Raw genomic sequence first — 14,111 nt, 5'->3', positions numbered from 1 at the left:
AGAAACGTGGGGACGACGCCGTTTTCTCGGCCGGAGGTGGATCATGACGCATTTTTTGACCAAGACTTTTATTGCGACTGCAGCGTTTGCCGCGATGACGACCTGCGCATTCGCGCAGGAGGCTGCGCCCTGGGAGCTGAAGCCCGACATGGGCTACGCCTATGACAAGGACGGCAAGACCTGGTCCTACAAGATGGGCACCAACAACGCCGGCACGCTGCTGAAGGGCGCCAAGAAGGTGCCGAAGGGGACGCTGTTCTTCATCGGCCAGAACGGCCAGCTCTACATGCGCTCCGGGCCCTATCTCGAGGGCGACGGCAAGTTCAAGTTCGGCTCGAACTAACGGGTTTCGGCAGGCATCAGAACGCTGCGGCCAATTCCTTCGCGCCGGGCTTGTTGCTGTTGAAATCCATCCGCTCATTGGTGACGGCAAGCAGCCTGGCCACCGTGTTGTGGCGGATGGCGACCGGGTTGCGCTCGTAGCCTGAGCGCTGGAAGAAGTTCGAGGTCGGCACCTGCTCGCGCATCGCCTGCGGCATGGTCACCATGTCGAGCCCGGTGCCGTCGCCGGTCAGGTTCATCATCTCGAGCTCGGCCGCGGTCAGCGGCCGGCCGTAGCCCTTGTTGCGGGCGAAGATCACCGAGGTCAGCAGCTTGTGGGTCTGCAGCATCGGACCGACATCAATGTCGAGCACCATGGCATGGCACGCCCAGCCTTGCGGCGTGTCGGCGAGGCGCTGATGCGCCGACCAATCGTCAGGCACGGTGCGCGTGAACGCGACCATCTTCTTCAGCACCGCAAGCTTGTGCTCCATCGCCTTGCGCGCGGGCCCCTGCGTCCTCGCAACCCGCTCGGTCAGATCCCGCACGAATTCATGGCCCTGCTCGGCCAATAGCTCGACGGTGTTGGTGGTGAGCAGCTGGTTGTAGCCCATCGCGGTGGAGATGGCGCGCTTGCCGCCATGCTCGATACCCGCCTGTACATCATAGGTGCCGGTGCCGCCGGTCTCGAACGAATAGACCCGCACCGCCTGCTCCGGCGTCAGCCCCGCCGCGCGCGCGTAGCGGGCATAGGCGCGCTTGAACTCGACCTCGCTGGCCGGCCGCTGCGGCGTGAATTGGAATTGCTCGGCCGCCGCCCTGACCAGATCGGAGGCCACCGGAAGCGTCTTGGGCGGACGCGGCGGCTTGCCTTCCTCCTCTTCCGGAGCCGGATTGACCGGCCGCTTCGGACCCTCATAGACCGGCGGCTGCTGCAGCACGTAATCGTCCAGCGAGATCTGCACGCGGTCGCGGCGCTTGGCGTTGCGGCCGCGCCTCTTCTCGGCGACCGCGTTCCAGTAGGCGCTCGCGTCCTGCTCGAAGGCGGCGCGCGCCTCCTGATATTCCTGCAGCTTGCGGCGATATTCCATGATCGCCTGCGGCGATGCCTGCGCCATCGCATTGGCGACGGAAGGCGGCAACGCGCCGGCCTCGCCAGCATAGACGGACGGCGCACTGGCGGCGAGCGCGAGCGCGACAAATCCCGGGCACAGGCGAATCAATTGCGGGCGCATGGCCTCGTTGTAGCAAGCACGGCTGCGAAGTCAGCCCGGAATTGTCCGGATCGCAGCGGCCGGATGCCGCGATCAGTGCAGAATATTCGCCACAATGCGGTGTTTTCGGAACGAAGCAGTGGAGAGACTGCCATGAGGATGACCGTCTGGCTGGTTGCCGCCTGCGCGTTGACGCTCGCCGCACCGGCGCGCGCCGAGCGTCCGGACTGCGGGTCGTTCCCGGATACGCGTTCACGCTTCACCTGTTACGAGAATGTGTCGCGGGCGCCTCCGGAACCGGAGGCCGCGGCGCATTCGCCTGGTGCGCAGGGGAAATCAATGAAGATGAACGCCCGCAAGCGGCGTCACAAATAGCGTCATCGTCGCTACTTCCATGCGAACACCGGCTGCTCCAGTTCGGCGACGCGGGTGCTGCGGCCGGCCAGCACCTCGCGAAATTGATAGATCAGCGCAGCAGTCGGCGCATGGATCTGCTGGCCACCGAGGCGGAAGCGGATCACGCGCCGCGAGCTCTCCGGGATCGTGGCGAAGCTGAACGCGTCCTCGAGCTCGATCGTATCAAGGCCGATGCGATGGACGGAGGCGACCTCATCCGGGTTCGGCGTGATCGCCGCATGCGCGCCGGCCCAGACCACGACCGGCGTGATCAGATAGCCGGACCGCGTCGGATAATCGTCGAGCATGCCGAGCACGTCGCGCTCCGACAGTGCGAGCCCGAGCTCCTCATGCAGTTCGCGCAGCGCGGCCTCGGCCTGCGTCTCGCCGGCATCGCAGCGCCCGCCCGGCAGCGCCCATTGCGCGCTGTGGGCGCGCAGGCGCGCGCTGCGGCGGGTCAGCAGGAAGGCCGTGCCGTTGCCGTCGTCGCCTTCGGTCAGCGCGATCGCGACCGCCGCGCGCTTCAGCGTCGGCGCGGCGTCCGCCGGCGCCAGGCGCGCGAACGCGGCACAGAGCTCTGCGATATTCCGCCGGGTGGCATCGTCAAATGTGCGGGCCATTGACCTTGACTACAACACAACAGCGTTTGATGAAATGACTGCTACCACATGCCTCCTGCGATCAATCATCAGCAAGCAACGGACCCCACCTCATGACGGCCAAGGCCGCGGACAAGCTCAAATCCGACGGCTGGAAGATCGCCGAAACCACGGGATTCCTGACGCTGATCGGCCCGTTGTGGGAACGGTTGAAGGACGGCGCGCTTGAACTCGCGCTGATCACCGAGGACAAGCACCACAATCGCCGCGGCCTCGTGCAGGGCGGCGTGATCATGACCTTCGCCGACCGCGCCTGCGGCATGGCCGCACGCTTCGTCTCGGGCAAGCCGACACTTGCGACCGTGCAGCTCGACACCCATTTCGTCGAGGCCGGCAAGATCGGCGAGATCCTGACGACGCGGCCGCGCGTGGTACGCTCGACCCGCAGCCTGATCTTCATCACGGCCGAGGTGACCGTCGACAAGCGCTGTATCGCGATGGCCAACGGCGTGTTCAAGATCCTGAAGAACGACAGCTGACGCGTCATTCCGGAGGAACGATCGATGCAATATCGCCAGCTTGGCCGTAACGGCCTGAAGGTCTCGCCGATCTGCCTCGGCACCATGATGTTCGGCGGACCGACCGACGAGGCGACCTCGGCGCGGATCGTGGCGAAGGCGCGCGAGGCCGGTATCAACTTCATCGACAGCGCCGACGCCTATAATGGCGGCAAGTCCGAGGAGGTCGTCGGACGCGCGATCTCGAACAGCCGGTCGAACTGGGTGCTTGCGACCAAGCTCGCCAATCCGATCGGCGACGATCCCAACCACGGCGGGCTGTCGCGGCGCTGGGTGTTCCAGGCCGCCGATGAGAGCCTGAGGCGGCTCGGCACCGACTACATCGACGTCTATTATCTGCACAAGGAAGATCACACGACGCCGCTCGACGAGACCGTGCGCGCGATGGGCGACCTGATCCGCGCCGGCAAGGTGCGCTATTTCGGCGTCTCCAACTACCGCGCCTGGCGCGTCGCCGAGATCTGCAACATCTGCGACCGGCTCGGCATCGATCGTCCGGTCGCGAGCCAGCCCTATTACAATGCGATGAACCGCATGCCCGAAGTCGAGCATTTTCCGGCCTGCGCCTATTACGGGCTCGGCATCGTGCCCTATAGCCCGCTGGCGCGCGGCGTGCTCACCGGCAAATACGCCCCCGACGCGGCGCCGGCCGCGGACACGCGTGCGGGGCGCAACGACAAGCGCATGATGCAGACCGAGTGGCGGCCGGAATCGCTCGAGCTCGCACAGGAGATCAAGCGCCACGCCGAGAGCCGCGGCATCACCGCCGGGCAGTTCGCGGTGGCCTGGGTGCTGAACTCGTCGTTCGTCAGCGCCGTCATCGCGGGGCCGCGCACCGAAGCGCAATGGGACGACTACATCCGCGCGCTCGATTATCGCTTCACCGCCGAGGACGAAGCGCTGATCGACCGCCTCGTCGTCACCGGCCATCCCTCGACGCCGGGCTTCAACGACCCCGCCTATCCGATCGAGGGGCGCCGCGCGCGGACCGGATAGCGCCCAGGCTTCGGCGCTCGTCTCGGCAGCGCCGAAGTTACGTTTCGTAGCTTCCGAATTGCGCGAAGCCCGACTCGGCTGCAGCATCAGGACATGGAAATGCTGATGCTGGTGCTGCAATGACGGCATCCAATGTACTGGACTGGATCGTGGCCCTCCTCGTCTGCTGGGCGAGCCTGACTGCAATCTTCGAGCCGCGGCGCGGCGTCTGGCAATGCGACGTGTCCACCGCGACAAGCAGCGCCCCGCAAGCCTCACTGGCGACCCCGACGCAAGCGGAGTTCGAGGAGATGATCCGCGACATGAAGCTGCATGATTGAACGGAATCGGCAAACCGCGAAAATCCTTCCTCGTCGTCCCCCAAATGAAACAGGGCGGCGCCGAAGCGCCGCCCTGCCCTGATTGCCGTTTGCTCGCCGCTTACTTCGCGAGGTCGAAGCGGTCGGCGTTCATCACCTTGGCCCAGGCCGCGACGAAGTCCTTCACGAACTGCTCCTTGGAGTCGGACTGGCCGTAGACCTCGGCGAACGCCCGCAGCTGCGAGTGCGAGCCGAAGATCAGGTCGACGCGGGTGCCGGTCCACTTCACGGCCTTGGTCTTGCGGTCGCGGCCCTCATAGACGCCCTGGCCGGCATCGCTCCACACCGTGCCCATGTCGAGCAGGTTGAGGAAGAAGTCGTTGGTGAGCGTCCCCGGCTTGCTGGTGAAGACGCCGTGCTTCGACTTCTTGGCATTGGCGCCGAGCACGCGCAGGCCGCCGACGAGGACCGTCAATTCCGGTCCGGTCAGCCGCAGGAGCTGCGCACGGTCGACCAAGGCCTCTTCCGGCTGCAGGAACTGATGCTTGCCGCCGATATAGTTGCGGAAGCCGTCAGCCCGCGGCTCGAGCGGAGCAAAGGACTCGACGTCGGTCTGGTCCTGCGTCGCATCGGTGCGGCCCGGCGTGAAGGGGACCTTCACATTGGTGCCGCCGTCCTTCGCCGCCTTCTCGATCGCAGCCGCGCCGCCGAGCACGATCAGATCGGCGAGCGAGACCTTCTTGCCGAACTCCTTCTGGATGGCCTCGAGCTTGGACAGCACAGTCTTGAGCTGGGCCGGCTCGTTGACGTCCCAGTCCTTCTGCGGCGCAAGGCGGATGCGTGCACCATTGGCACCGCCGCGCTTGTCGGAGCCGCGGAACGTGGAGGCCGACGCCCAGGCGGTCGACACCAGTTCGGACACCGACAGACCCGAGGCGAGGATCTTCGCCTTGAGCGCCTCGATATCATTGTCGTCGATCACGGCGTGATCGAGCGTCGGCACCGGATCCTGCCAGATCAGCGTCTCCTTCGGCACCAGCGGGCCGAGGTAACGCTGGATCGGACCCATGTCGCGGTGCGTGAGCTTGAACCAGGCGCGAGCGAAAGCGTCCGCGAACTGATCGGGATGCTCGTAGAACCTGCGCGAGATCTTCTCATAGGCCGGGTCGAAGCGCAGCGAGAGGTCGGTGGTCAGCATGGTCGGGACATGCTTCTTCGACGGGTCGTACGCGTCCGGAATGTCGGCCGCCGCGCCCTTCGCCTTCCACTGCTTCGCACCTGCGGGGCTCTTCGTGAGCTCCCATTCGTACTTGAACAGGTTATCGAAGAAGTGGTTGCTCCACTTCGTGGGCGTCTGGGTCCAGGTGACCTCGGGGCCGCCGGTGATCGCGTCGGCGCCGACGCCGGTACCGTGCTTGCTCTTCCAGCCGAGGCCCTGATCCTCGAGCGCGCCGCCTTCCGGCTCCGGCCCGATCAGCGACGGATCACCTGCGCCGTGGGTCTTGCCGAAGGTGTGGCCGCCGGCGATCAGCGCAACGGTCTCCTCGTCGTTCATCGCCATGCGGAAGAACGTTTCGCGAATGTCCTTCGCGGCAGCGACCGGGTCCGGATTGCCGTTCGGGCCTTCCGGGTTGACGTAGATCAGGCCCATCTGCACCGCGCCGAGCGGCTCGGAGAGCTGGCGCTCGCCGCTGTAGCGCTCGTCGCCGAGCCAGGTGCCTTCCGGACCCCAGTACAGCTCTTCCGGCTCCCACACGTCGGCGCGGCCACCCGCAAAACCGAACGTCTTGAAGCCCATGGATTCCAGCGCGACGTTGCCGGCGAGGACCATCAGATCGGCCCACGAGATCTTGCGGCCGTACTTCTGCTTGATCGGCCACAGCAGCCGGCGCGCCTTGTCGAGGTTGGCGTTGTCGGGCCAGCTGTTCAGCGGGGCGAAACGCTGCTGGCCGGCGCCGGCGCCGCCGCGGCCGTCGGTGGTGCGGTAGGTGCCCGCCGAGTGCCAGGCCATGCGGATCATCAGGCCGCCGTAATGGCCGAAGTCGGCCGGCCACCATTCCTGCGACGTCGTCATCAGGGCCGTGAGATCCTTGATCACGGCGTTGAGATCGAGACTCTTGAATTCCTTGGCGTAGTCGAAGCCCTCGCCCATCGGATCGGACAGGCTGGAGTTGCGATGCAGCACCTGAACGTCGAGCGTCTCCGGCCACCAGTCACGATTCGAGTGCCCGCGAGGCCCGCCTGTGAATGGGCATTTGCCCGCGCCTTCGTCGGTTTTTGCGTCCATGTTTCTTCTCCGAGGTGATGGATTCTGGAATGCGCTGGAGCTCTTCCAAGAACGATTCTACGCAACCCAATCCATCAGAGGAAATTGACTTTAGTGATCGCGTCGATAAGATTATCTGATGATAAATGTCACACTCCGGCAACTCAGGTATTTTGATGCTCTGGCCCACCACCGCCATTTCGGGCGTGCCGCGGATGCCTGCGCGGTGTCGCAGCCGGCGCTGTCGATGCAGATCCGCGAGATGGAACAGGCGGTCGGCGGCGTGCTGATCGAACGCAATGCGCGGCAGGTGACGCTGACGACATTCGGCGAGGACCTGCTGCGCCGCGTGCGCGACATCCTGCGCTCGGTCGACGAGCTCGGCGACTTCGCGCGCGCCTCGCGCGACAAGCTTGCCGGGCGGCTGCGGGTCGGCATGATCCCGACGATTGCACCATATCTGCTGCCGAAGGTGATCGAGAACCTGGCGCGGCTGCATCCCGAGCTCGACATCCATGTCCGCGAGACGCTGACGCCGAAGCTGATCAAGGAGGTCGCCGAAGGCCGGCTCGACACCGCGATCGTGGCGCTGCCGGTATCGGAACCGTCGCTGACCGAGGTCGCGCTGTTCTCGGAAAACTTCCTGCTGGTGCGGCCGGGCGAGGACGCCAAGACGCCGGTGCCGAGCGCGGAGATGCTGCGCGAGATGCGGCTCTTGCTGCTCGAGGAGGGCCACTGCTTCCGCGACCAGGCGCTGTCGTTCTGCAACATGCAGTCCTCGCCGCCGCGCGAGGTGCTGGACGCGAGCTCGCTGTCGACGCTGGTGCAGATGGTCGGCGCCGGCATCGGCGTCACCCTGATCCCCGAGATGGCGGTGACGGTGGAGACGCGCTCCGCGCCGGTCACGGTTTCGCGCTTCAAGCACCCGCAGCCGTCGCGCACCATCGGCATGGTCTGGCGCAAGACCTCTCCGCTCGCCGCGCAGCTCCAGCAGATCTCCGAGGTCGTCAGCCTCGCCGCCCGCGCCCTGCGCGCGCCGAAGCAGGACGGCGCCAAGGAGCCGGCGAAACGTGCGGGGCGAAGGAAGGTGGCGTGATCTCGGCTGTGCAGTGGAGACGATGCCGTCCGTGTTTACCGCACCAAGCGCGCCACGCTTACAGCTGTCGTCCCTGCGAAAGCAGGGACCCATAACCACGAATGCTCATTGTTGAGCAACGCTGGAACGACGAGTTCCATTTACCACGCCTGCTGCGGAGTATGGGTCCGTGCTTTCGCAGGGACGACATCGAATATGTTGCGGTGTCTGTGAATCATACGTCCGCATTCTCGCGGCGAATGACGAGATGAGGCAGCGCCCCTACTTCTCCAGGTACTTCTTCATCTCGGCGATCAGGCCATCGCGCAGTTCGGGGCGCTTGAGGCCGAAGGCGATGTTGGCGCGGAGGAAGCCGGGCTTGGAGCCGCAATCGTGACGCTCACCCTCGAACTCCACGCCGTAGAACTTCTGCGTCTTCGCAAGACCGATCATCGCATCGGTGAGCTGGATCTCGCCGCCGGCGCCGCGCTCCTGCGTGGCCAGGATGTTGAAGATCTCCGGCTGCAGGATGTAGCGGCCGGTGATCGACAGGTTGGACGGCGCGGTGCCCTGCGGCGGCTTCTCGACCATGCGGTCGACCTCGAAGATGTTGCCGGTGCGTTTGCCGACGCTGCAGATGCCGTATTGATGGGTGAGTTCGTCGGGCACCGCCTCGACCGCGATCAGGTTCGACTTGTCGCCAAGCCTGCTCGCGGCGTCGATCATCTGCTTGAGGCAGCCCGGCGTGTTCAGCACCAGCTCGTCCGGCAGCACCACCGCGAACGGCTCGTTGCCGACGATATCGCGCGCGCACCACACCGCGTGGCCGAGCCCGAGCGGCGCCTGCTGCCGGGTGAAGCTCATCGCGCCGGCCTCAGGCTGGTTCTGCGCCAGGATATCCTGCTCGGTCTTCTTGCCGCGCTGCGCCAGCGTGGTGTCGAGCTCGAACATGCGGTCGAAGTGATCCTCGATGACACCCTTGTTGCGGCCGGTGACGAACACGAAATGCTCGATGCCGGCTTCCCGTGCCTCGTCGACCACGTACTGGATCAGCGGCTTGTCGACGATCGTCAGCATCTCCTTCGGCATCGCCTTGGTGGCGGGCAGCACACGGGTACCGAGACCGGCGACGGGGAATACGGCTTTGCGGATCTTCATGGGATTATCGGAAGCCTTGAAATGGGTGGGACGGCGGCACGAAATGAATCATGCCTTTGGTACCCCGTTTTGCAGCCGCCAACAAAGGCGGATGTGTGGTGCGGCTTAATTCCGCCGTTCCCGTCAGCCAATGCGGGCCGCAACAAAATCTCGCCCCTGTTAAGTTATTGGAAACCGTGCCGGGGCCTTCTGGAACAGCACGATTTTGACAGGCACACGACAAATGCGCGCGATGGGAACATCAAGGACCAAGCTTTTCGGCGCGAGCCTGATCGCGCTGGCCCTGCTGCTGCCCGGCAGCACGCAAGCCCAGTCGGCGGGCAACGGCCTGACCAACCTGATCGACAGCATCTTTTCCGGACCGAATGCGACGCCGCCGCAGGCCGCCACCGGACAGGATGGCGCAGCGCCGCCGTGGAGCGGTGAAGACGGCGCCTCCGGCCATCCGCTGATGACGGCTGCGGCGATCCGCCAGGCCGCGTCGGACTTCCCGAACTGCGTCGCAGCGATGTGGCCAGATGCCGCACGACGCAACATCAGCCAAGAGAATTTCGAGCGCTTCACCGCCGGCCTCACGCCCGATCTGCGCATCATGGACCTGATGGATTCGCAGCCGGAGTTCACCAAGGCGATCTGGGATTATCTCGACATCCTCGTCAGCGACACGCGGCTCGCCAAGGGCCGCGAGGTCCTTGCGAAATACAAGCCGCAGTTCGATGCCACCGAGAAGGCCTATGGCGTCGATCGCTACATCATCGCGGCGATCTGGGGCATCGAGTCGAACTACTCGACCCAGATGGGCGATCGCAACGTGGTGCAGTCGACCGCGACGCTCGCCTGCATCGGCCGCCGTCAGGCCTACTTCAAGGACGAGTTCCTGTCGGCGCTGGAAATCCTCAACCGCGGCGATCTCAGGCCCGAGCAGATGCGCGGCTCCTGGGCCGGCGCGTTCGGCCCGACCCAGTTCATGCCGACCGCGTTCAAGCGATATGCCGTCGACGGCGATGGCGACGGCCGCCGCGACGTCGTCGACAATCCGAGCGACCTGATCGCCTCGACCGCCAACAATCTGAAGAAGGACGGCTGGCAGACCGGCGCGAGCTGGGGCTATGAGGTCGTGCTGCCGCAAGGCCTCAACTACATGCTGGCCGACCGCGCCAAGGCGATGTCGCTGTCGCAATGGGAGCATCTCGGCCTCAAGCGGCCAGGCGGCCAGCCGTTCCCGCGGCCGTCCGACAAGGCCTATCTGCTGGCGCCGGCCGGCGCCGAGGGGCCGGGCTTCCTGATGCTGCAGAACTTTCGGGTGATCATGAAGTACAACCCGGCCGAGGCCTATGCGCTCGCCATCGGCCATTTCGCCGACCGCCTGCGCGGCGACCAGCCCTTCGCGCAGCCCTGGCCGCGCCAGGAACGGGTGCTGTCGCGCGCCGAGCGGCTGGAACTGCAGCAGCTGCTCGCCCAGCGCGGCTTCTACAAGGGCACGCCCGACGGCCAGTTCGGCGGCCAGACCCGTGAGGCGCTGCGCGGCTTCCAGGTGTCGATCGGGGCGCCGGCCGACGGCTTTGCCACCGCCGAGGTGCTGGAGCGGCTGCGGGGGCGGTAGGGCCGAGCCGCAGGGCTGCCTCCCGTAGCCCGGATGCAGCGCAGCGAAATCCGGGGTTCTCCGTGCGGCTGGTCTGGTCCCGGATTACGCTTCGCTCCATCCGGGCTACGGCGCTCCCTCCCCCTCCGCGAGCGGGAGAGGGGGCGCAGTTCCGTCGCTGCGACCGCTCGGTCCTCCCCTCCAAAAGTAACCGTGAAATCCGATATTTGCCGGCTGCCTTGACGACGGCCGGAGGCACCCGATTTATGGTGGAAAAGCGGCCCGCTTGCGGCCCGATTCCGCTAGTATGCTCACGTACTTCCAGATCATTTGCGACCGAACGCGATGCGAGAGCCAAAGTCCTTTTTGCGCATATTCACCGAAGCCGGCCCGCTGGTCGCGCTGACGGTGGCGCTTGCGCTGTTGATCGGTATTGCCCAGCCCGCCTCGGCGCAATTCTTCGGCTTCCCCGGCTTCGGCGGCGGACCGCCGCAACCACAGCGCCGCGCTCCACCGCAGCATGGCGGTGGCGGCTGGTTCGGCGGCGATTTCTTCGCGCCGTTCCAGCAGCAGCAGCCCCAATCATCGCAGCCGCAGCGGCCGCGCGAGGATTTCTCGCGTGCTCCGGCACCGGCCAAGCGCGAGGCCGCCGCCGAGCGCAACGTGCTCGTCATCGGCGACGCCATGGCCGACTGGCTCGGCTACGGCCTGGAGGATGCCTATTCCGACCAGCCCGACATGGGCGTGATCCGCAAGCACAAGACGGTCTCCGGCCTGATCCGCTATCAGCCCAAGGGCGACCCGGCGGATTGGGCCGCGGCCGCGAAGGGCATTCTCGCCACCGAGAACCCCGACGCCATCGTCGTGATGCTCGGCCTCAACGATCGCACCGCGATCCGCGAATCCGTCGTGGAGAAGAAGGTCGACAAGAAGGACGAGAAGAAGGACGCGCGCGGCAAGCCCGAGGCCAAGCCGGGCGACAAGCCCGATGCCGCCGCCAAGACGGACGGCAAGCCGGTCGAGGCCGAGCCGCCGGCCGACGACGCCGACAACGATCAGCAGGCCGCACCGGAAAAGACCGCGCGCTCGCCCAACGGCCTCTATGAATTCCGCGACGACCGCTGGGTCGAGCTCTACGGCAAGAAGATCGAGGAACTGATCAACGTGCTGAAGAGCAAGGGCGTGCCGGTACTGTGGGTCGGCCTGCCCGCGATCCGCGGCCAGAAGGGCACGTCGGATATGCTGTTCCTCGACGCGCTCTATCGCGACGGCGCCGGCAAGGCCGGCATCACCTATGTCGACGTCTGGGACGGCTTTGTCGACGAGGCCGGCCGCTTCATGCAGAAGGGCCCGGACTTCGAAGGCCAGCCCCGCAAGCTGCGTACCGATGACGGCGTGTTCTTCACCAAGGCCGGCGCGCGCAAGCTCGCGCATTATGTCGAGCGCGAGGTGACGCGCCTGCTCGCGGTGCGCTCCGGGCCGATCGCGCTGCCGAGCGAACCGGCGACGCCGGATACCAGCGCCGAGCCCGGCAAGCCCGCGCCGCGGCCGCTGGCAGGCCCGGTGCTGCCGCTGGTCGCCTCCACGGTCGGCACCGATCAATTGCTCGGCGGACCGGGCTCGCGGCCCGCCGCCGTCGATGCGCTCGCCGCGCGCACGCTGGTGAAGGGTGAGGCGCTGGCGCCGCCCGCCGGCCGCGCCGATGATTTCGTCTGGCCGCGCCGCGAGATGGGCCGCGAGCAGGCCAAGGGCGATGTGCCGGTTGCCGCCACCGCGCCGGCAGGCGGGCCGGCAAATCCGCCACCCTCGACCACGGCGATCGCGCCCGACGGCTCGATCATCACCGCGCCGAAGCCGCCCAGGCGCGTGTTCCGTCCGGCCCAGACCCAGGCCCAGCCGCAACAGCAGCCGCAGACACAGCCCTGGCTGCGCGATCTGTTCGGGTTCGGTGCGCCGCAGCAGCGCCCGCTGGTCGCTCCACCACCGCGCCCGCCGCGCGGTGTCGGACAGCGGGCCGCAGGGCCGGGGAATCCGTGGCAGTAAGCCGCGCACACGCGCGACTAGAGCGTTTTCGAGCGAAGTGGATACCGGTTCGCGTGAAGAAAACGCGTCAAAACAAGAATCTAGAGCCCCGTTCCGATTCCATCGGAACGGGAAAAGCTCTAGCTGACCGATGACTGGAAATTTGAGAGCGGGTCAGGCGAAGCCGTAACCCGCCGATGTCTTGCGCGGCGAGATGGCGGGTTACGCTGTTGCCAACCCGCCCTGCGATTTCATCGTATGGCTCAGCCGTAATAGCGCCAGCGCGACGGCGGCGGACGGCGCGGCTGGCGCGTCATCAGGAGCGCGAGCGCAAAGCCGATGCCGCCGGCGATCAGCAGCGATCCCAGCGGGTTCTCCTGCACCGCATGTGCCATCGCCTTTTGTCCGCTGCGAACCGTCTCGCCGCGATGCTCATAGGCGTCCTTGGCGTAGTTGACCGCGGTGTCGGCGGCGTCGCGCGCGGCGTCCTTGGCCTGGCCGTAGAGATCCTGCACCGAGCCTGCGGCTTCGCGCACGCGGCCCGAGGCCTGGGTCTGCGCATCGCCGGTCGCATCGCCGACCGCGCCCTCGGCCTTGCCCGCGAACTCCTTCGCTGTTCCGAAAATCCGATCCTTGTCCATCGTCACGCTCCCTGATCTGTCCGGGAGCTAACCGGGAAACGGCGCGCAGGTTCCTGTGCGCCAAAGCGCAATACTCGCGCTTTGGCCTCCCTATTCGAGCATGATCTCCGCGCAAACGCTCCGCGTTTGTCGCGAGGGAAAACCGCTCCACACTTTTCCGGATCATGCTCTAGAGGATCAGCCCGCCGTCGACCACGATGGTCTGGCCGACGATGTAGGAGGCAAGCGGCGAGGCCAGGAACAGCGCGGCGCCGGCCATGTCGGCGGGTGTGCCGAGACGCTTCAGCGGAATGCGCTCGAGCGCGCCTTCGAGACGCTTCGGATTTGCCGTCGTCGCCTTGGTCATCTTGGTGTTGACGAGGCCGGGCGCGATGCCGTTGACGCGGATGCCGTTCTCGGCCCAGGCCTCGCCGAGCGTGCGCGTCAGCCCGACGGCGCCGGTCTTCGAGGCGTTGTAGGCCGGATTGCCCATGGTGGAATGATAGGCCGCGGTCGAGCTCACGATGATCAGCGAGCCCTTGGCTGCGCTCAGCATCGCCTGGAATTTGGTCGCGCAGGCCATCAGGCTCATCAGGTTGACCTCGAGCACCTTGCGAAAACCCTCCATTTCGAATTCCCCGCGGCGGTAAATCACCGCGCCCTGCGCCAACACCAGCACGTCGAGCCGGTCGAACGACGGCCTGAAGGCCTCGATCGCCTGCGGGTTGCTGACATCGAGCTGCGCGTAGGCGAGGCCCTCGAGATGCGAGCCTTCCTCGGTGGAATAATCGCTCGCCTGCGCGCGGGTGCCGCAGATCGCGACGCGCGCGCCCTTGGCGCGGAACGCCTGCGCGATGCCGTTGCCGATGCCGCTGGAGCCGCCGACCACTAATATTTGCTTGCCGCCGAAATCGAGCTCGTTCATCGCGCGTTCCTCTCTCGTGCTGTTGTCTTGATTGAGCATGATCATTTTCGGAAAGCCAAC

The 14,111-nt window shown here is 66.1% G+C and carries 14 protein-coding genes; 8 read left to right on the top strand and 6 right to left on the bottom strand.

Translation table 11 applies throughout. From position 1 onward, the window contains the following. Positions 1-43 precede the first annotated feature (43 nt). Positions 44-343 carry a hypothetical protein gene (locus tag ACE10X_RS05470; RefSeq protein WP_038386153.1) on the top strand — a complete coding sequence of 100 codons (300 nt, stop codon included), beginning with the start codon at positions 44-46 and terminating at the stop codon, positions 341-343. A gap of 16 nt (positions 344-359) precedes the next feature. On the opposite strand, the gene ACE10X_RS05465 is transcribed toward ACE10X_RS05470, so the two are convergent. Continuing rightward, positions 360-1,556 (bottom strand): hypothetical protein, encoded by a 1,197-nt coding sequence (locus ACE10X_RS05465; protein WP_051003096.1) that lies wholly within the window; start codon positions 1,554-1,556, stop codon positions 360-362. 75 nt (positions 1,557-1,631) lie between these two features. On the opposite strand from ACE10X_RS05465, the gene ACE10X_RS05460 reads away from it, so the two are divergent. After that, positions 1,632-1,910 carry a hypothetical protein gene (locus tag ACE10X_RS05460; RefSeq protein WP_016845606.1) on the top strand — a complete coding sequence of 93 codons (279 nt, stop codon included), beginning with the start codon at positions 1,632-1,634 and terminating at the stop codon, positions 1,908-1,910. 11 nt (positions 1,911-1,921) lie between these two features. Here ACE10X_RS05460 and ACE10X_RS05455 read toward each other — a convergent pair whose 3' ends face one another. Next, positions 1,922-2,551 (bottom strand): CoA pyrophosphatase, encoded by a 630-nt coding sequence (locus ACE10X_RS05455; RefSeq protein WP_038386152.1) that lies wholly within the window; start codon positions 2,549-2,551, stop codon positions 1,922-1,924. A 92-nt stretch (positions 2,552-2,643) separates the two neighbouring features. Here ACE10X_RS05455 and ACE10X_RS05450 point away from each other — a divergent pair, with 92 nt between their 5' ends. The 3 genes from ACE10X_RS05450 (at position 2,644) to ACE10X_RS05440 (ending at position 4,424) form a co-directional block, all read left to right on the top strand. After that, a complete protein-coding gene (locus ACE10X_RS05450; RefSeq protein WP_028334748.1) occupies positions 2,644-3,069 on the top strand; it encodes a PaaI family thioesterase in 426 nt (141 codons plus the stop codon). Positions 3,070-3,093: 24 nt separating this feature from the next. Further along, entirely contained in the window at positions 3,094-4,104 is a 1,011-nt protein-coding gene (locus ACE10X_RS05445; RefSeq protein WP_038386151.1) for an aldo/keto reductase, read from the top strand. 119 nt (positions 4,105-4,223) lie between these two features. Beyond that, on the top strand, positions 4,224-4,424 hold the full coding sequence (locus tag ACE10X_RS05440; protein ID WP_038386150.1) for a hypothetical protein: 201 nt from the start codon (positions 4,224-4,226) through the stop codon (positions 4,422-4,424). 100 nt (positions 4,425-4,524) lie between these two features. Here the strand turns inward: ACE10X_RS05440 and katG are convergent, their stop codons facing one another. After that, on the bottom strand, positions 4,525-6,690 hold the full coding sequence (katG, locus tag ACE10X_RS05435; protein ID WP_038386149.1) for a catalase/peroxidase HPI: 2,166 nt from the start codon (positions 6,688-6,690) through the stop codon (positions 4,525-4,527). 118 nt (positions 6,691-6,808) lie between these two features. Here katG and ACE10X_RS05430 point away from each other — a divergent pair, with 118 nt between their 5' ends. Beyond that, positions 6,809-7,765 (top strand): hydrogen peroxide-inducible genes activator, encoded by a 957-nt coding sequence (locus tag ACE10X_RS05430; RefSeq protein ID WP_028342619.1) that lies wholly within the window; start codon positions 6,809-6,811, stop codon positions 7,763-7,765. Positions 7,766-8,026: 261 nt separating this feature from the next. On the opposite strand, the gene galU is transcribed toward ACE10X_RS05430, so the two are convergent. Further along, complete coding sequence (gene galU / locus ACE10X_RS05425; protein WP_016845617.1) at positions 8,027-8,902, bottom strand: UTP--glucose-1-phosphate uridylyltransferase GalU; 876 nt, start codon at positions 8,900-8,902, stop codon at positions 8,027-8,029. Positions 8,903-9,125: 223 nt separating this feature from the next. On the opposite strand from galU, the gene ACE10X_RS05420 reads away from it, so the two are divergent. Continuing rightward, positions 9,126-10,505: a lytic murein transglycosylase gene (locus ACE10X_RS05420; RefSeq protein WP_051003095.1), complete on the top strand. Its 1,380-nt coding sequence runs from the start codon at positions 9,126-9,128 to the stop codon at positions 10,503-10,505. Between the two features lie 324 nt (positions 10,506-10,829). Continuing rightward, entirely contained in the window at positions 10,830-12,527 is a 1,698-nt protein-coding gene (locus ACE10X_RS05415) for an SGNH family hydrolase (RefSeq protein ID WP_375764070.1), read from the top strand. 242 nt (positions 12,528-12,769) lie between these two features. On the opposite strand, the gene ACE10X_RS05410 is transcribed toward ACE10X_RS05415, so the two are convergent. Further along, on the bottom strand, positions 12,770-13,147 hold the full coding sequence (locus ACE10X_RS05410) for a CsbD family protein (RefSeq protein ID WP_028334740.1): 378 nt from the start codon (positions 13,145-13,147) through the stop codon (positions 12,770-12,772). 169 nt (positions 13,148-13,316) lie between these two features. Further along, a complete protein-coding gene (locus ACE10X_RS05405; RefSeq protein ID WP_038386156.1) occupies positions 13,317-14,051 on the bottom strand; it encodes an SDR family NAD(P)-dependent oxidoreductase in 735 nt (244 codons plus the stop codon). Positions 14,052-14,111 lie beyond the last annotated feature (60 nt).

Source organism: Bradyrhizobium sp. Pha-3 (assembly GCF_042258325.1).
GTDB classification, from domain to species: Bacteria; Pseudomonadota; Alphaproteobacteria; order Rhizobiales; family Xanthobacteraceae; genus Bradyrhizobium; species Bradyrhizobium elkanii.
Note: the sequence above shows the minus strand (reverse complement) of the source record. Positions and strands in the feature narration are given on the sequence as shown.